This window comes from Parabacteroides sp. CAG:2 (assembly GCF_000436315.1).
GTDB classification, from domain to species: domain Bacteria; phylum Bacteroidota; class Bacteroidia; order Bacteroidales; family Tannerellaceae; genus Parabacteroides; species Parabacteroides distasonis.
The window spans coordinates 34,841-53,494 of the sequence record NZ_FR885254.1 but is presented as its reverse complement, the minus strand read 5'-3'; the positions used below and the strand labels follow the sequence as shown (position 1 = coordinate 53,494).

The following is an 18,654-nucleotide window of genomic DNA, read 5'->3' as shown; positions in this document are numbered from 1 at the left end:
TTGTGTTATAATATAGTTACGTATGGGAAGAATACTTTACATAGTTTATTTGTGGCTGTTTTTTGTACCTGTATTTCTGGTACTGACTATACTTACGGCTGTGACGGTTATCATCGGTTGTCTATTGGGGGGAGAGAAAATCTTCGCTTATTATCCGGGTATGATCTGGTCTCGATTGACTTGCTATCTGGCGCTTTGTCCGGTGACGGTAAAAGGGCGTGAGCATATAGACCGGAAACAATCGTATGTTTTCGTAGCTAATCATCAAGGCGCGTTTGATATTTTCTTGATATATGGTTTCTTAGGCGTTCCCATTAAGTGGGTGATGAAGGCGGGTATCGCTAAGATTCCGTTTGTCGGGGCTGCTTGCCGTGCCGCCGGTTTTATCTTTGTCGATAATTCTACGCCGAAGGCCGCCGCTCGTAGTGTTTTGGAGGCGGAGCGTTGTCTTCGAAACGGGGCTTCCGTGGTTGTTTTTCCGGAAGGTTCGCGTACGTATGACGGGAAAATGATCCGTTTCAAGAAAGGGGCTTATCAAATGGCTCTGGATCAGCATTTGCCTATTATTCCGATCACCTTAAACGGGCCGTTTGATGTCTTGCCGATCGGGTCGTTGAATGTCCATCGTCATCGGATGGAGATGGTGATCCATCCGGCGGTTTCTACCGAGAATATAGACACTTCCCACAAAGGAATGCAAGCGTTCGCTGATCAGACTCAAGAAATCATCGCATCTGCCTTGTGGGAAGAATATAAATAATTTAGGTTATTATTTCCAGCTTTTCAAGATGCCACGTTTCGCTACTTTCAGGCTGAATCCGAAGTTATCGCCGAACATGGAACCGGCATCAGCTGCCAAAGACCCTGTAAATTCCCATCCCGATAAACGGGGATGTTGATAAGAGATATCTAAAAGTCCGGAAGCTCCTCTTTTCTTGCTAAGGAAAGGGGTGGCATGTCTACCCCAACTATTCATCACGGTGACTAATACCCGATAAGATACTTGTGAGGAGATAGCGCCTTCCGCACCGAAATGCCAGTCACGAACACGGTTGTTCTTGAATCCTAATGAACCGTTCTCGTTATACTCCGGACTTGGGATCAGAGGAGAACCTATCGCCCGGTTAAAATAAGAGGCTCCGGTAGTGTATTCTCCGTTGTTATAATAATCATCACCACCGCCACCTACGCCGGGATGTAGGTCGTGATCAAAATCGATGAAGTGGAACTGTCCGCTTTGGTCTCTTGTAACCAGATACTCCACGACCACCTTACGCAACCACGGGAATTTTGGTAAATCCAATTGTCCTCCCCATAATCCGTCGGTATTGTTTACGAATATCATACCGGATTTATCCTCGAAGAAATGTTGGTAATAGGCGGATACTTGCCAGTTAGGTTGTGTAAAAGCCAATTTGAAATCGTAAGAGCCATAATGATTACCCAGTACGTTGATTTGATCGGAGACTGTTGCGTCGCCACCCCCTTCGCTGCCGCAAATAACCCGGATAAGGTCCTTGATGGATTGAGGCTGCTTTCCGATCTTAGGATTGGTTGAGGTTCCTCCCCATTGTGCCCAATGCTGTACTCCGATTACACCGGATAACGGGAAGTCATTGCGTGTATCCTTAATCTGTACAAATAATGATTTATGATGCCATAAAACGTTATCTACATAAGTCTGCTTATTGTTTGTGAAGTTAGCCAGATAATCCTTGTCGAAAGAACGACCGACGGCAAAGTCTCCTTTGACTTGCATCCAGCCTTTCGTTAAAGGAACGACGGTAAATTCCGGAATACTGATGTTCACTTCCGGTATCGGGCGGGCATTGGCGGATTGCACGATATCGCCCGAGCTAAGCCAACGATCCCAAAGTGAATTATAGCGTTCCTTGCTTCCTACACTCAATAGCAAGCATTTGTAACCTAACTCGGCATATATTTGTTGGATAAAGAAATTGCGATGACGAGGAACTGCGGCCACTACGTCTAATCCGGCTCCCCAGCGAAAACCTTTGCCAAAAGTTTGATTATGGAATACTCCCGCATTCAAATATCCGTTATTCGCTTCCAAAGGAACAATTCCGTATCGATTGCTAACCATCCAGAAAGGGGTATTGTCGCCACTAGCTACCGATCCGAATATTTCGGCCTTGTAGGTAGTCGCTTCCGGAGTTGTCTCTTCTTCTTGAGCGAAACTAGCCGTTGCCATCCCCAGACAAGTCAGACCTATAAAAATTGATCGCACTGATTTCATGTATATATAAATGTTTTGTCTGGGCGCAAAGGTAAGGATTTATATGTTTGGTGCAACCATTATTGTTTCTTTAACCACTCGAATATAGTTTGATAGGCATCGTTCCGATAGGGCTTTTGAGATAGGATCAGATCGTGGATGCCGTTTGGAATGGTATCTCTCGTGACTTTGTCTCCTAGTTTCTCCCCGTATTTTTGAATGTCTTGAACATCCAAGACGATGTCGGAGGTCATGTATTCCTCATGCCATGTCTCTGTTTCCGGAAAAGATTTGTTGGAAGACATCACTAGTATCGGACAATCCAGTTTTAACCCTTTTTGTACCGTCTGTTGCGCTTCTTGTATGGCTTTGATCCATCCGGCTTTTTTCGGATGCCCGAATATCATTTTCCAGTTCGTATCAAATTCCCATTCTCCTTTATACTGCTTAAGCAGGCTATAAGCGTAATTCGGATCACCCAAACCTTGTACGGTAAGATTCGGAAATAGCCTCCCGACAAACGCAACGGTTGGCAGTACGACTTTCTCCATTAACCATCCGAAATTCCAATCTAGAAAAGGGCTGTTCAAGATAAGCCCGTCTATCGGTAACTCCCCTTTCTTGCTATTCAAATAATAAGGTGTGATCAACCCGCCCGTAGAATGCGCCATTAATAATATCCGTTCATTACCTTCGGACCGGATGGTGGCTAAAGCGGTATCGATATCAGCGAAATACTCTTTTAGGCTCTTGCAAAAGAACGGGTTTTGATTGGGTAATATCGAACGTCCGTATTTCCGCAAGTCCATCGCATAGAAATTATATCCGTGAGCGTTTACGCTATCCCCTAATTGTTTCTGGAAAAAATAGTCATTATAGCCATGGATATACAGCACGGCCTGTTTTACGCTATCCAGTTGAGGTTTCTTGACCAGTGTGCAAACTACCTTCCCCTCATAATCATCCGGCATCTGGAAGGTACGGCGTAAATAACCATCTCCCAATACATCGGGTACGTATTGGGCATATACCTCGCATAAAATGAAACAGAGGAATATAATAAGATTTATTTTTCGAGACATAAATATATTGTTTCTATTTTATAACTGTATTTGCAAAGATAGGGTTTATCAATCAATGGTAATTAACCAAGATCATAAAATAAAAAATGACAGATAAGCATGAAAAACGATAGGATAAACGTAAATATTGCAACTTATACGTAAAAAGCACTATTTATGGTAAGTCGTTAATTTTTTATCTTAACAATAAATATTTTACTTTGTTGGAAAATGGAAGCGTGTATGGAACCGGAAATAACAGTAATAATCATAGATGATGACCTTGGATCGATTCAAAAATTGCAAAACGATCTATTGGCCTTCTCGGAAATAAGGATATTGGATACAGCGACAACGGCGGAATTGGGCAAGAGGCATATCCTTAAGTATCAACCGGATTTGGTGTTTTTGGATGTGGAACTTCCGGACATGTCTGGCTTTGATTTGCTGGATGATATACGGGATGATATTCTTCCGAACTTGAGAGTCGTTTTCTATACGGTATACGATAAATATATATTGGATGCCCTACGTGCCTCTGCGTTTGATTATTTGTTAAAACCTTATTTAATTGATGAGTTAGCGGCACTCATCGAACGTTTTCATACGACAGAACCTGCGGATGTTGCCTGCATGGAGAGATCTTTGCGGAAAATATTGAATCGGGATAGTCGATTTGCGATCCAAACCGTCTCGGGTCTTTTACTAGTCCGTTGTGAGGAGATATTCCTGTTTCAGTTCTTGGGAGACCAACGTTGCTGGCAGATTGTCTTGACTTCCCGTACTACTCATAAACTAAAAATGAGCACGACAGCGAAAGATTTGTTGTCTATCAATAATACGTTTGTTCAAATAAGCCAAGATTGCATTGTGAACTTGACTTATTTGATGTTCATCGAGAATAAGACCTTACGATGCGAGTTCTATCCCCCCTTCCAAGAGGAGGAGAGGATCGCCTCGCATCGCTATTTTAAACAACTGAGAGAACGGTTGGATATTATTTGATGGTTACTCTTCTTTTCTCCCTAATTTTATCTGTTTTGCAGGGTGTAATAGGCTTCTGAAGTGAATAACTAACGGCTTGTCGAGTGAATAACTAACGGCTATACCTAGCCGCTAGTTAACGGCTTGGGAAGTGAATAACTAATCACTTGAGAAGCCTTTTGCAAGCGATTAAGTATGTTGTCTAAATAATTCATTTTCACCGCATAAGGAATTTACATTTCAAGTCGTAAATTATTTACTTCAGTAACGGATAGTGCCTACTAAGATTTGCTTATTTTCTGACATTTACATACAAGAGAGTCAATATATTCTAGCCATCCAATCCGCAAAAAAGTAGTCATATACCCTATAAAAGCCATCTTCCTGTGTTATCAAATCATTTTTCAACAGAGGTTTGACCGCAGATTGTACAGAACTGGCTGAGGGTAGCTTGTATTTTTTGATAAATGCTGATGACGTGAGACCTTCTGCTCTGCCCTCTTTGGCGATAGCTTGTAAAACAAGTTTTTGTTTGGGAGCAAGATTGGCAAGTAGATCCTTGTAACTACTTTCTTGTGTTAGAATCACATTCTTGCGGGCTATTTCTATCTTATCCATACCACAACGCTCACCTTCTTCGGTCAATGCGAAAAGTTCGTTCATTATCATTTGCACAAACCAAGTATAGCCATCGAACATCCGATAAACTTCTTCTATTACGGATTTGTCAATAAGCTTTCCCCTTTGCTCAAAAAGCCGGTTGGCGAACTCCACATAGATATGAATGGGTATTGGCTCAAGTCCTATACTAATAGCGCTTTGATAAAAAGGCTTGGAAGAGGAATTAAACATATTACTCATCAAATGGCGTTTACTGCCGGAGAAGATAAACATAGTCTGCTTGCATTGTTGAATCTTGGTTCGCAACAACGCTTCTACATTTTTCTCCTCATAGCCGCCAATTTGTTGGAACTCATCGATCGCCACGATACATGGTTTATCTGCGGTCTCTAGATAAGCGAAGATCTCATCAAGTGTTGTTTGTGGTGCTTGAATGTCTCCTAGCCCAATATCAAAACAAGGTTCTCCGGTTACCATATCCAGTTTAAAACCCGCACGCAATGAGGTTATGATTTGAAAGAACCGTTCCGTCCAAACCGTTTTCTTTGGCTTCAATTCGTCATAGATGGCTTTTCCTAATAGATATACGAACTCTGTTAATGAAGTAGTGGCATAAATATCCACAAAGAACGCATGATAATTTTTTTCTATCGATTCTTGATGAAAAAGATGTTGGATCAATCCGGTCTTACCCAAACGGCGTGGAGAAATCAATGCGACATTACGTCCGTTCTCAATCTGTTTAATCAAGAAGCTTGTCTCTCCCTCACGGTCACAAAAATATTTGTCTGATACATATCTACCCACGACAAAAGGATTCATCATTGCGATTGTCTCCATAATATAAATACATTTTATTGCAAATATAATAATTATATCCATAATAAAGAAAGGAAACGGTATGTTTCACTTGCACGTGTGGGAGTCCGTATTAAATAATTTGATATAGAGTGATTTAATTCGATTATTTATATATCTTCGCATTGTAGAAACCGCCGTTTCGGAAACAGCGGTTTCGGAACTGTGTATTATTGCCATGCGTAAAGATTAATCTTTAGTATCGAAAGAATGGAAAAACAATCATTTATCGCTCTAGTAAAGCGTTATTATCCTTGGATCTGCAGTATGGAGAAGGCTGCTTTTCGTATACATGATGATGTGAATCAGAAATATGATCATGTGTTGCCTTATGGATTTCATCTGAAAATGACGGTATCGTATGTCTCTCGCTACGGATATCTGGTAGCTGAGACCGAGGCGGATATACTGATTTTGTATGCCTCTGCTTTTCTGCATGATACGATAGAAGATGCACGGATGACCTATAATGATGTCGTGAAATTCCTGAAAGAGTTCAAGGGGGGAGGCTTTGTCTTGCCAGAAGGCGTGAGACAGCACTTGGAAGACCAAGTTCCGGAAATCGTATACGCCTTAACGAATGAAAAAGGACGAAACCGGGGAGAACGGGCGAATGACCTGTATTATCAAGGAATACGGCAGACTAAATTCGCTTCTTTTATAAAAATGTGTGATCGGCTGGCGAATATCCAATATACGATGATGTTTGTTTTTGCGAACCGGATGTTGGATGTTTACCGTAAAGAGTATCCGGAATTTATCCGATCGATCAGTGAAGGTGCGGTTACACAGGTGCCGGATGCCATGAAGGAGGAAGCGGAACGTCTGTTAAATAGCGAATCGTATATTATATAGTCTCCTCGAATGTCTTTTTTTCAGAAATCCATACGGAGCGATGAAGATCTGCTCACCTCATTGAGGCAGGGGAGCGAGGATGCGTTTACTGTTATTTATGAGCGGTATCATAAATTATTGTATGTGTTGGCCTATAAATATTTGAAAAGTACATATTCTTCGGAAGATGCCGTACAGCAAGTTTTTCTGAAATTGTGGGAGGCACGTTCCCTACTGATGGTGAACGTGAATTTAAGGAACTATCTCTATACAATGCTAAAGAATCACGTATTAAATGAGATCCGGAATAATAATAGCGCCGTAGAGAAAAATTATGAGATCGTACAATCAGCGCCGGAATATGAGGATGAACTGCTTATAAAGATAGAGGAGCAAGATATGATGTCTCATTTTTACCAAGCGATCGATCATTTGCCGGAGCAGAAACGCCAAGTCTGTCTGTATAAGCTGAAAGGGAATCTATCTAATCAAGAAATCGCCGATAAGATGAATATCTCGGTCCCCACGGTAAAAACACATTATGCGCAAGCGATAAAAATACTGCGGGCACATTTCGAGAGACTATTTTTATTTCTTTTATATTTGTGGAACTCATCCTATTGATGGCTTTGCGTGTCAATTGATAAAAGAAAATGAATATGAAAATACCCGATCTATCGATCATAGAGAAAACGCTAAATAATGAGGCTACTTCCGAGGAGTCTTGTGAGGTTGTTCGTTGGTTTAAGACCCCGGAAGGACAGGCATGGCTTGCTGAGCGTATCGATCAGGATGAGAAAACGATTCATATGGGGGAGGAAGAGGCATGGATCGACCATCCGATACCCTCAGCCGTAATGTATCAGAATATTATGCGGCAACTCCGCCGACAAAAAATACGCCGTTTTATAGCGTATGCGGCTGCGGTCTTTATACCGATCGCTTTAATTATAGGACTTTTCATACGCATAAACTCACAAGTGGATTTGTTGGCGGATGATGGCTATGACGAGGTGTACGTACCTAATGGGGAACGCATGCAAGTGCTTTTTCAAGATGGGAGTAAGGTCCATTTGAATTCGGGAAGCCGTATTCGTTATCCGAAAAAATTCGGTCTCTCCGAACGTAAGGTTTATTTGGAAGGAGAGGCTTGGTTCGAGGTCGCCAAGAACAAGAATCGGCCTTTTATCGTGGATCTTTCTTATATGGATATAAAAGTGTTGGGTACTACCTTTGATGTGAAAGCCTATCCGGAGGAAGAAGCTATATTCGTCGCTTTAGAGACAGGATCTATCGAGTTGAAATCAAGATCCTTCAAATCTTATCAATTACGCCCGGGAGAAAAAGCGGTTTATAACAAGGCTTCCGGACGTTGTGAGGTACTCCGTTCCCACGATGTCAAGATGTATTCGGCATGGAGACGTAATGTGCTCGTATTTAAGAGCGCCCCTTTATCGGACGTAATGAAAACATTGGCTCGAACTTATGATATATCCTTTGACGTGAAGGATTCTGCCGCTTTGCGATATACGTATACGATAACGACCGATAGCGTCAATTTGACCACGGTATTAAAAGAATTGGAAAAAATCACGCCTGTACTATTCGAGGAAAAAGGGGGCAAGATAGAAGTCCGGATGAAAAAATAAAAAAATTAGCTATAACGACTCATCCTTTTAGATTTGTCGTGTGTCTATTTGATAGGAGAGCAGGAAACAGAGTGTTAACCTTAAAATAGATATGCGTATGGATTCCTCATAAATAGATAACATAAGAACAGCCGAAAAGCTCCTACCCTTTTCGGCTGCCGATCGTATTAAAAATAAATTTCTAATACCAACTATTAAAATCAATACAAATATATGAAAGAAAAGCAAGAAAGCCCTCGGCGTAGGTGCCTTTTAATATTAATTGAGAAAATACCGAATGCCATGAAGTTAACCTTTCTATTTTTAGTCATATCCTTGCTGAGTTTCACGGCTACCGCCTCGGCTCAGCGGGTTTCTATTGTGCTGGACAATGCGAAAGTGGAGAAAGTTTTAGCTACCATCACCCACCAAACCGGGTTGAGTGTTGCGTATAGCAAACAAATCGTAGATTTGAATCGGAGAGTGAGCGTTAATTTTACGAATGCAGAATTGACAAATGTATTGGATAAAATAACGGAGGGCACGTCATTAAGTTATGAAGTTAAAAATGGAAAGATCTACTTATTTGAAAAACCTATAGCGAATGCGGTCACCCAGCAAGCCAAAAAAATAACGGGTGTTGTTGTCGATTCAAAAGGGGAACCTATCATTGGAGCGAATGTTGTGGAGAAAGGTACTCAAAATGGTACGATAACAGACTTTGATGGTAAATTTATTTTGGAGGTATCGGATAACGCGACACTTCAATTTTCTTATATCGGCTTTATGCCAACAACTGTCGCTATTGCGGGACAGACTTCATTGAATGTACGTTTAAAGGAGGATACACAGGCTTTGGAAGAGGTTGTGGTTGTTGGTTATGGAACCCAGAAGAAGGTGAATTTGACAGGTTCTGTTTCTTCAGTCAAATTTGATGAGGAATTGGCGAACCGTCCGATCACTGATGCTTCTCAAGCACTTTCCGGAAAGGTTTCCGGCGTGTGGATCAGCCAGAATTCGGGTAAGCCGGGAGATGATGGAGCGCAATTGAGAATTCGTGGCTGGGGTACATTGAATAATTCGGACCCGTTGGTGATTATTGACGGAGTAGAAGGGGTATTCAGCCAAGTAAATCCGAGTGACATCGAAAGTATCACAGTCTTGAAGGATGCGGCTAGTGCGGCTATTTACGGATCAAAGGCCGCTAACGGTGTCGTTTTGGTTACGACGAAGATGGGAAAGAATAATGAGAAAACCCAAGTAGAGTTGAACTCTTACGTCGGAATGCAGCAGATCGGACGTCATTTTGATTTAGTGACGAATAGCGCCGAGCATATGACTATGGCGAATCAAGCTTTGGTGAATGGGGGAGAGAACCCTCTTTTCTCGGAAACATTGATCTCTAATTTCGCTAATGGAACAGATCCTTATAAATACCCGAATACGGATTGGTATGACTCTCTTTATCGGAATGCTTTAATAACAGGGCATAATTTATCCATTCGCGGTGGATCGGAGAAACTATCTTCCTTCTTGTCTTTGAACTATTTGAGTCAGGAAGGTATTTTGATGAACTCTAAGGCGGAGCGGTTCGGTATCCGGGCAAATGTGGAGTATAAAGTGAATTCATGGTTGAGAGTTGGCGCTCGTTTGAATTATACTCGTAGGAATTCCCAAGAGCCTTTTGATTTGTTCCGTGTATTCGAACAGCAACAAGGTGCGGCTCCTTTCATCGCTCCATATACCCGGGATGGCCGTTTCGGTTCGGTAGAAGCGATTAAGGATGATGGTACTTTATTGTATACGACTTATCAGCCGGTTATAGACGCTTCGAACGGGGCGACTAAAACATCCAAGGATTATATGGCTGTAAATGCTTTCGCTACCGTAGATTTTACGAAAGACTTGAACTTACAAGTAACATGGGCCTCTAATGGCAATTGGAAAATGGTTGATAAATATAATGAGACCCTTTATGGATATACGGATTCTGGCATAGAGACGATACCGAAAAATTACAATCGTGATGGTATTGTGTTGAGTAGAGAGCAAGTATCGACCATGCGTAATAATTTCCAAGCGACATTAAACTATAGCAAGCGATTTGCGGATAAGCATTATGTTGCCGCTATCCTTGGTACCCAATTGGAGAATTACAGTATAAAGAACGTATTTGCCCGAAGAACCAACCCACCCAAAGAAGGATTAACCCAAGTGGATGCGGGAACGGAAGGTATCAAGGGAGAGGGAAATTTTGAAGGTCTACGCATGGCATCTTATTTTGGTCGATTGAATTATGCCTTTGCGGATAAATATTTATTTGAGATGAATCTCCGTGCCGATGCCTCCTCTCGTTTTAAACGGGGAAATCGCTGGGGTGTTTTTCCAGGCTTCTCTGCAGGATGGCGTTTGAGTGAAGAGGCGTTTATTAAGAACCTGAATCTGTTTTCTAATTTGAAACTACGTGCGTCGTGGGGACAATTAGGCAATCAAACCATTGAAGGATATTGGCCTTATTTAACAGTGATCTCCCAAAATTATGACTTGAGTTATAATTATGGAGGCTCATTGGCTCCGGGTGCTGCCGTAACCGCTTTGGTGGATGAGGATATTACTTGGGAAACTACCTCTTCCTTGGATATTGGCGTGGATTTGGGCTTCTTAGGTAATAAGTTGAATATAGAAGCTGATTACTTCAATAAAAAAACAACCGATATTATCGTTCAATTGCCAATACCAAACGTATTAGGGGATAAGACCGCGCCGTTTGAGAATGTGGGCGAGATGAAAAATAATGGTTTTGAGTTAGTCGTGAATTATGATAATCTTGAGACGAGCAGAGATCGCCTTGGATTTAACGTAGGACTAAACTTTACGTATATCGATAATAAAGTAACGAAATTTCAAGGTGGAAACTCTCCGGACCAGCTTTATTTGATTCGTGAGGGATATCCGTATAAGGCTTTGTATGGCTATAAAGCGGTTGGCATCTATCAATCGGACGAAGAAGCCGCTCAACATATGCATAGCAATGGGCTTAAGCCGGAAATGGGAAATCTGAAATACGAGGATGTTAATAACGATGGAAAATTAGACTATCAAGATAAACAAGTACTTGGTAATACGATTCCTAAAATTACGTATGGACTTACTGCCGGCTTACGCTATAAAGGGTTTGACTTAAATATCTTATTCCAAGGTTTGGGACAGGCGAATGCGTTTACGAAGAGCGGCATGACCCGTATGCAATACGAATGGCTGACTATTTCTGATAAATGGCGGGATGCGTGGAGCCCAGAGAATCCGGACTCAAATATACCGATGCTTCGGTTTGACTCTTCATGGGACACGTATGACTCCTCATTTTGGGTACATCGTATCGATTTCTTGAAATTGAAGAACTTACAATTAGGTTATGCGTTCCCTGAATGGATTACCTCAAAGCTAAAAATGCAACGGTTGTATGTATATGCGAATGCCCAGAACCTGTTTACGATTATGTGGAAAAAAGGGTATGAAGGATATGATCCGGAAAGAAATACGTTTGATTCGGGTACCAATTATTACCCGACTCCGAGAATATTTACATTTGGTATAAATCTTAATTTCTAAAAGTATGAAACAGTTATTAGCATATTGCTTATCAATTATACTATGTGTCTCTTTCACGGGATGTATGGAGAATTATTTGGATTTGTATCCTGAGGATAAGATTACTTCGGCGAGTTTCCCGGAAAATGAATCGGATATCAAACTCCTTTTAAATGGTGTCTATGCTCAATTGAGGGAAAAAGAGGTTTATAATCAAGGCTTGTTTGGCTTTGGCATAACGGATGGAGCTACCCCTAACGCATTTAACTGGGGAACGGATGAGGTTTTTAATAAGTTGGGTGCCGGGCGATTGAGCTCTAGTGACGGAGGAGTCGTAACGTATCGTTGGAAAAGATGTTACGAGATAATCTCCCGGGCAAACTATTTGTTGGCCTGTATGGATTTAGTGGATTTATCGGAAGAAGCGAAAGCCAAATATTCAGGTGAGACTCATTTTCTACGGGGACTGGCTTATTCCGTGCTAGCGGAAACCTATGGTGGGGTACCTATTATATTGACGGACATTTCCACGGAAGAAGCTCGTAGCTTGAAGCGGGCGAGTTTGGAGGAGACTTGGCAACAAGCGCTGGATGATTATGAGGTTGCGATCACCAATCTGGGAGTGGATGCTCCTGAGCCGGGGCGTGCTACCAAGGGGGCGGCTTTAGGTATGAAAATGCGAGCCTACTTATACCAAGGTAAATACAAGGAGGTTCTGTCTTGTGTCGAGCAAATTGATGCGTTGAAGAAATATGGTCTATTCCATAGTTATGAGGGTTTGTTTGATCCGGCTAATGAGAACAATAAGGAAGTATTGTTTGATATCCAATATATTGAAGGCGAGAATTCGCAAGGTTCCTATATTGACCAGTATTGCGGAACGGGTACCGGAAGTTGGACCCGTGGAAGCCGTTATGTCCCTACGGATGATTTGGTAGCGGCTTATGAGACGATCGACGGCTCTCCTGTAGATCCCGAGAATCCTTATGAGAACCGGGATCCTCGTTTAGGTTTCACGGCTGTACTTCCGGGTTCTTATTTCTTGGGCTATCGTTTCCCTAATTACCTGTATCCGGGAGGTGCGTTTAATCATGCCGGTAATCGGTTGAAACATTTAAGTACCCGTAAATATCGGATTCAGGATGAGTCAAAGCTTCCTCCTTCCGGGCAGTCTTATATCAATGATATCATACTGAGATATGCGGATGTCTTATTGTCAAAAGCGGAGGCGATTATTGAGACGAATGGAAATGTAGCGGATGCGATCGCTATCCTCAACCGGATCCGTACGGAAAGGGATGACGTTAAGATCTCTTTGCTGCCGACATCTATGAGCCGTGAGGAGGCTCGTGAGAAAGTGAGACATGAGAGACGGATTGAGTTAGCATTAGAAGGACGTTATTGGTCAGATGTAAAACGTTGGAAAATCGGTAAGGAACTTTACCCTATGATTATTAAGGATCATGAGGGTAGCGTGATCGAGACGAAGTTCCCAAATGGCTATTTGGAATATTACGATTTATTACCGATTCCTGATAGCGAGCGTTCTTTGAATCCGAATTTGGATCAGAATCCGGGTTGGTAATGTGCAACTAAAAGAAAAATGAAATGAAACTTATATCTAACATAATATCGGTATTAGCCTTTTCAGGAGCGGCCGTGGCTACTCAAGCGGCGGAAAGGCCAAATGTGATCATCGTATTTATCGATGATTTCGGATATGGGGATTTAGGTTGTTACGGGAGTACGAAGCATCGTACTCCCCATATCGACCAGATGGCTAAAGAGGGAATACGACTGACCGATTTTTATGTGGGTTCGAGCGTGAGCACACCTTCCAGATCGGCTTTATTGACAGGGTGTTATCCAAGGCGAGTCTCCATGCATGTAAATGCGGACCCTACACCTTTGATGTCCAAAGGGAGGCAAGTGCTATTTCCAGCTTCGCATAAAGGCTTGAATCCCGGTGAGATAACGATCGCCGAGTTGATGAAGGAGCAGGGATATGCGACGGCTTGTATCGGGAAATGGCATCTAGGGGATCAATTGCCATTTCTTCCTACCCGGCAGGGTTTCGACTACTATTATGGTATTCCTTATAGTAACGATATGGATCGTCCGTATTGTCCGTTACCCTTGATGGAACAGGAGGAGGTAATAGTGGCTCCAGTCGGTCATGATTCCTTGACGATTCGTTATACCAATAAGACTGTGGAGTTTATAAAGTCTCATAAGGAATCTCCGTTCTTTATTTACTTGTGCCATAATATGACTCATAATCCGTTAGCGGCTTCTCCCGCTTTCAAGGGAAAGTCTCAGAACGGACTCTATGGAGATGCGACCGAGGAATTGGATTGGTCGATGGGAGTCTTGCTTGAGACTTTAAAGGAGGAAGGATTGGATCAAAATACCTTGGTTATCTTTACTTCCGATAATGGTGCGGATGAACACTTCGGCGGTACGAACCGTCCGTTGAGAGGCCAAAAGGGTACGACGTATGAAGGTGGGTTCAGGGTGCCTTGTATAATGAGATGGCCCGCTAAAATACCGGCGGGACAGGAGACTGATAATCTGGTGACTTCGATGGATTTCTTACCGACATTGGCGCATTATTGCGGTTATGCGGTTCCTTCCGACCGGGTGATAGATGGGCATAATGTGTCTGGAATCTTGGAGGGAGAATCGATGGCATCGCCCACGGAGACTTTCTATTATTACCAGAAACAACAATTACAAGCGGTACGTTGGGGAAACTGGAAGTATCATTTACCTTTGAAGGAACGTATCAAAGGCCCTCACTTCCCGGATACGGAAGTCGGTGAAGCTCGTTTATATAATTTGGCGAATGATTTGTCGGAAACAACCAATGTCATCGATAAACATCCCGAAGTAGTAACGAAGATGAATCAATGGATCGAACAGGTTCGTAGTGATATGGGAGATTGGGGATGTGAAGGCCGGAACCAGCGTCCTGCCGGTATCATAGATGAACCTTTTCCCCGTTTACTTAAATAAAAAGATACGTATATGAAAACACTGAAATCATTGTCTGTTTTAACAGCGGCGGTATTATCGAACAGCTTGAGCTTGAACGCTGCCTCGGATGCGGCCAATAAGCCTAATTTTGTAATCATATTCTGTGACGATATGGGATATGGGGATTTGAGTTGCTATGGGAATCCCACGATCCGCACACCGAATATAGACCGTATGGCTTGTGAAGGAATGAAGCTGACCCAGTTTTATGTGGGGGCCGGAGTTTCTACGCCAAGTCGGGCCGCGTTAATGACCGGACGTTTGCCGGTTCGAAATGGATTATATGGAGATCGGGTAGCCGTACTTTTCCCTAACTCAAAGGCTGGGTTAGGACAAGATGAGGTCACGATCGCCAAGGTTTTACAACAAAGTGGGTATGCGACCGGCTGTGTAGGCAAATGGCATTTAGGAGCGTTCTCTCCCTATTTACCGACGGATCATGGTTTTGATACCTATTTCGGCATACCTTATTCCAATGATATGAGCCCCGTTCAGAATAAAGGCGCGCATGCCCGGAATTTTCCTCCGACTCCATTGATAGTGGATGGTAAGCAAATCGAATCGGAACCGGATCAGGGAGAATTAACCCGTCGCTATACGGAGAAAGCGGTATCGTTCATCAAGGATCATTCAAAGGAACCTTTCTTCCTTTATTTCGCTCATACCTTCCCGCATATCCCATTGTATACGAATGCCCGTTTTGCGGGAACGAGCAAACGAGGCCTGTACGGAGATGTGGTTGAGGAAATAGACTGGAGCGTTGGGGAGGTGTTGAAGGCTCTGCGTGAAAATGGCTTGGACGAGAATACGTTTGTTATTTTTACCAGCGATAACGGCCCTTGGCTGACGGAGCATGAGAATGGTGGTTCCGCAGGTCCGTTGAAGGATGGCAAGGGTACTTGGTGGGAAGGTGGCTTCCGGGTACCGGCCATTTGTTGGATGCCGGGAAAAATCAATCCGGCGATCAACGATGAGATTATGACCTCGATGGATTTATATCCGACTTTCCTCTCGATGGCGGGTATCGAGCAACCGAAAGATCTTGTATTGGATGGCGTGAATCAAACCGGATTATTGTTTGAGGAAAAGCATTCCGCCCGTGATGAGGTTTATTATTGGTGGGGAAGCGAGTTGATGGCGATCCGTAAAGGGGAGTGGAAGTATTATTTTAAGACGATCAAGGACCAATATCTGCGAACCTGTAAGATCGAGACTCCGGCAGAACCCTTGTTGTATAACGTGGAGACAGATATCTCAGAGCGATTCAATCAGGCGGAGAAGCATCCGGAGATCGTGAAATTACTGATCGAGGCCGGTGAGAAACATAAGAAAGGAATGAAGATCAAACCTCCCGTATGTGATATGATGTAATGGGAAATTAAAAACAACAGATAGATGAATAAATATATACTGACAGCGGCTTGCGGATTGGCTTTTTCCGCAGCTTCCGCACAAACAAAGGCTTTGCCGGATAGCCCGAATATCCTGCTGATTTTGGTGGATGATTTGGGATATGGTGATTTGTCCTGTCAAGGAGCCGCCAAGGACATTCAAACTCCACATATCGATAAATTATTAAATGAAGGAGTTCGTTTCACGAATTTCCATGCGAACTGTCCGGTCTCCTCTCCTAGTAGAGCTTCCTTATTAACCGGTCGTTATCCGGATATGGTAGGCGTACCGGGAGTTATTCGTACGCATAAAGAGGATAGCTGGGGGTATCTGTCGGAGGATGCCGTATTATTACCCCAGATGTTGAAGAAAAGAGGCTATCATAATGCGATGGTTGGAAAATGGAATCTAGGATTGGAGTCTCCGAATACCCCTACGGAAAGGGGCTTCGATTTCTACCGGGGATTTTTAGGGGATATGATGGATGATTATTATACCCATCGTCGTTTCGGAAATAATTATATGCGTGAGAACTTGAAAGAGATCGATCCACAAGGACATGCTACAGAGATTTTCTCTGATTGGGCGATCCGTTACCTGTCGGATATGAAGCAAAAGCAAGAGCCTTTCTTCTTGTATCTAGCTTATAATGCCCCACATACCCCGATACAACCTCCTCAGGAATGGCTGGAAAAGGTGAAAAAGCGTGAACCGTCACTTCCTGAGAAGCGTGCTAAGATTGTCGCCTTGATTGAGCATTTGGATTATAACGTCGGACGTGTGTATGAGGCCTTGGAACAGAATGGCCAGTTGGAGAATACGATCATTATATTTACCTCTGATAATGGAGGGCAGGACGATGCGGGTGCGAATAACGGCCCGTTCAGAGGCGCAAAGCAGGATATGTATGAGGGAGGGATCCGGGTAGCCGGAGGTATTTATTGGAAGAACCAGATCCGTCCGGCGGTACGTGATAATTTCGTCATGCTTTCGGATATGTTCCCGACCTTATGCGATCTGACAGCCGTGCCTGTATCACATGAGATCGACGGTATCAGTATCTTGCCTCTTTTACGGGGTGAGGAACAAGATACCGGAGATCGAATGGTGCATTGGGTGCGAAGGGAAGGTAATTCCCGATATGGTGGTAAAGCCTATTACGCATCTCGCTATAAAGATTATAAGATCTTACAAAACACACCTTGGGAACCTATCCAATTCTTCAATCTGAAAGAAGACCCTAAAGAGCAAAACCCGATCGCAGAGCGTTCTTCCGCTGCCTATAAAAACTTGTTCAATGGCTTGATGGAGCATATCCGCCAGACGGGTATGATCCCTTGGCAAAGTAAGCGATATAAGTAACCTTTTCGTATTATTTCAATGAACACGTGTATAATGTATTTTGCGTTATACACGTGTTTTTCTATAAAATCTCTTCTAGCTAATCTGAAAATCGAATGTTTTGTGTATGTTTGCGTCAAATCTGCGGGAGTTATTTCTACATGATCTATATGAAAATATCCGATGAGGGGCTTTGGGAACTGTGTCTGAAGGGAGATATGAGAGCTTTCCGTGAGCTGTATTGCCGATTTTACGCCTTATTGCGCAATTATGGTATCAAGCTACTTCCTGACAAGAGCTTGGTGGAAGATTGCGTACAGGATATTTTTATCAAATTGATTCAAAACCACGAGACTTTATCTCCAACTGTAAATGTCAAAGGTTACTTACTCAAGACTTTAAGGCATAAGTTGTATGATACGATCGAGAAAAACAGGAAGATGGAGGACATCTCTCTTTATGAGGATACTTTCCAAACAGATGAATTATTTTCTCGTATCTCACTGGATACGACGGAAGCGGACGAACGGGTTAAACTCTTAATGAAGGCTTTGACAAAACTTTCCCCCCACCAGAGAGAGATTATTTATCTTTATTATGTAAATGGATTGGGACACGATGAGATTGCGGAGATCTTAGGTATAAATTATCAATCGAGTAAAAATTTATTATCCAGAACGCTTAGTAAGTTAAGAAGGTGGTTTTCCCTGGACGCTTTAATAATGGGGGGCATCCATTATGTTTTATTCCCTATGCTTACATAAGCGAAAATATCTACCATATCTACAACTATGTCTTATATGCCCTATAAATAAGTATATTACATGGTGGTTGTAGATATAAAAATATCTACAATTATCACTCTTGACCTACCATGTTTTAAGGTGAATGGCAAGAAAGCAATTTATCACTTAGGCTTGTGAGTAGGGAATGGAGTCTTTAAGAGTTGTTTCCCTTAGGGAAAACAAAAGTTTCGTACTGAAGAAACTTTTGTTTTACTATAGGTAAACTAAGGTTTAGTGTACGGAAAACTTTTGTTTGATACTAAGAAAAACTGTAAATATCATATTAT

Annotated in this window: 14 protein-coding genes; 11 read left to right on the top strand and 3 right to left on the bottom strand. The window is 42.6% G+C overall.

Translation table 11 applies throughout. The features are described 5' to 3' along the window. The first annotated feature begins 22 nt into the window (after positions 1-22). Positions 23-760 (top strand): lysophospholipid acyltransferase family protein, encoded by a 738-nt coding sequence (locus QVP94_RS00820; RefSeq protein ID WP_005854069.1) that lies wholly within the window; start codon positions 23-25, stop codon positions 758-760. 9 nt (positions 761-769) lie between these two features. Here QVP94_RS00820 and QVP94_RS00815 read toward each other — a convergent pair whose 3' ends face one another. Then, positions 770-2,257, bottom strand: a complete 1,488-nt coding sequence (locus QVP94_RS00815) for a capsule assembly Wzi family protein (RefSeq protein WP_009017986.1) — start codon at positions 2,255-2,257, stop codon at positions 770-772. Between the two features lie 59 nt (positions 2,258-2,316). Further along, positions 2,317-3,318 (bottom strand): alpha/beta hydrolase, encoded by a 1,002-nt coding sequence (locus QVP94_RS00810; RefSeq protein ID WP_022191758.1) that lies wholly within the window; start codon positions 3,316-3,318, stop codon positions 2,317-2,319. Between the two features lie 222 nt (positions 3,319-3,540). On the opposite strand from QVP94_RS00810, the gene QVP94_RS00805 reads away from it, so the two are divergent. Then, complete coding sequence (locus QVP94_RS00805; RefSeq protein ID WP_022191757.1) at positions 3,541-4,302, top strand: LytR/AlgR family response regulator transcription factor; 762 nt, start codon at positions 3,541-3,543, stop codon at positions 4,300-4,302. Between the two features lie 300 nt (positions 4,303-4,602). Here QVP94_RS00805 and QVP94_RS00800 read toward each other — a convergent pair whose 3' ends face one another. Beyond that, positions 4,603-5,742 (bottom strand): AAA family ATPase, encoded by a 1,140-nt coding sequence (locus QVP94_RS00800; RefSeq protein WP_011966820.1) that lies wholly within the window; start codon positions 5,740-5,742, stop codon positions 4,603-4,605. A gap of 228 nt (positions 5,743-5,970) precedes the next feature. Here QVP94_RS00800 and QVP94_RS00795 point away from each other — a divergent pair, with 228 nt between their 5' ends. The 9 genes from QVP94_RS00795 (at position 5,971) to QVP94_RS00755 (ending at position 18,346) form a co-directional block, all read left to right on the top strand. Continuing rightward, positions 5,971-6,615: an HD domain-containing protein gene (locus tag QVP94_RS00795; RefSeq protein ID WP_005854080.1), complete on the top strand. Its 645-nt coding sequence runs from the start codon at positions 5,971-5,973 to the stop codon at positions 6,613-6,615. A 9-nt stretch (positions 6,616-6,624) separates the two neighbouring features. Further along, positions 6,625-7,218, top strand: coding sequence for an RNA polymerase sigma factor (locus QVP94_RS00790; protein ID WP_005854082.1), 594 nt, complete (start codon positions 6,625-6,627; stop codon positions 7,216-7,218). Positions 7,219-7,253: 35 nt separating this feature from the next. Beyond that, positions 7,254-8,243, top strand: coding sequence for a FecR family protein (locus tag QVP94_RS00785; RefSeq protein ID WP_005854084.1), 990 nt, complete (start codon positions 7,254-7,256; stop codon positions 8,241-8,243). Positions 8,244-8,456: 213 nt separating this feature from the next. Continuing rightward, positions 8,457-11,834 (top strand): TonB-dependent receptor, encoded by a 3,378-nt coding sequence (locus QVP94_RS00780; protein ID WP_022191756.1) that lies wholly within the window; start codon positions 8,457-8,459, stop codon positions 11,832-11,834. A gap of 4 nt (positions 11,835-11,838) precedes the next feature. Continuing rightward, entirely contained in the window at positions 11,839-13,398 is a 1,560-nt protein-coding gene (locus QVP94_RS00775) for a RagB/SusD family nutrient uptake outer membrane protein (protein ID WP_008779962.1), read from the top strand. A 23-nt stretch (positions 13,399-13,421) separates the two neighbouring features. Next, positions 13,422-14,828, top strand: coding sequence for a sulfatase family protein (locus QVP94_RS00770; RefSeq protein ID WP_022191755.1), 1,407 nt, complete (start codon positions 13,422-13,424; stop codon positions 14,826-14,828). Positions 14,829-14,840: 12 nt separating this feature from the next. Continuing rightward, on the top strand, positions 14,841-16,220 hold the full coding sequence (locus QVP94_RS00765; protein ID WP_005854092.1) for a sulfatase family protein: 1,380 nt from the start codon (positions 14,841-14,843) through the stop codon (positions 16,218-16,220). A gap of 24 nt (positions 16,221-16,244) precedes the next feature. Next, complete coding sequence (locus QVP94_RS00760; protein ID WP_005854094.1) at positions 16,245-17,603, top strand: sulfatase family protein; 1,359 nt, start codon at positions 16,245-16,247, stop codon at positions 17,601-17,603. 149 nt (positions 17,604-17,752) lie between these two features. Then, on the top strand, positions 17,753-18,346 hold the full coding sequence (locus QVP94_RS00755; protein WP_049762389.1) for an RNA polymerase sigma factor: 594 nt from the start codon (positions 17,753-17,755) through the stop codon (positions 18,344-18,346). The last annotated feature ends 308 nt before the right edge of the window (positions 18,347-18,654 follow it).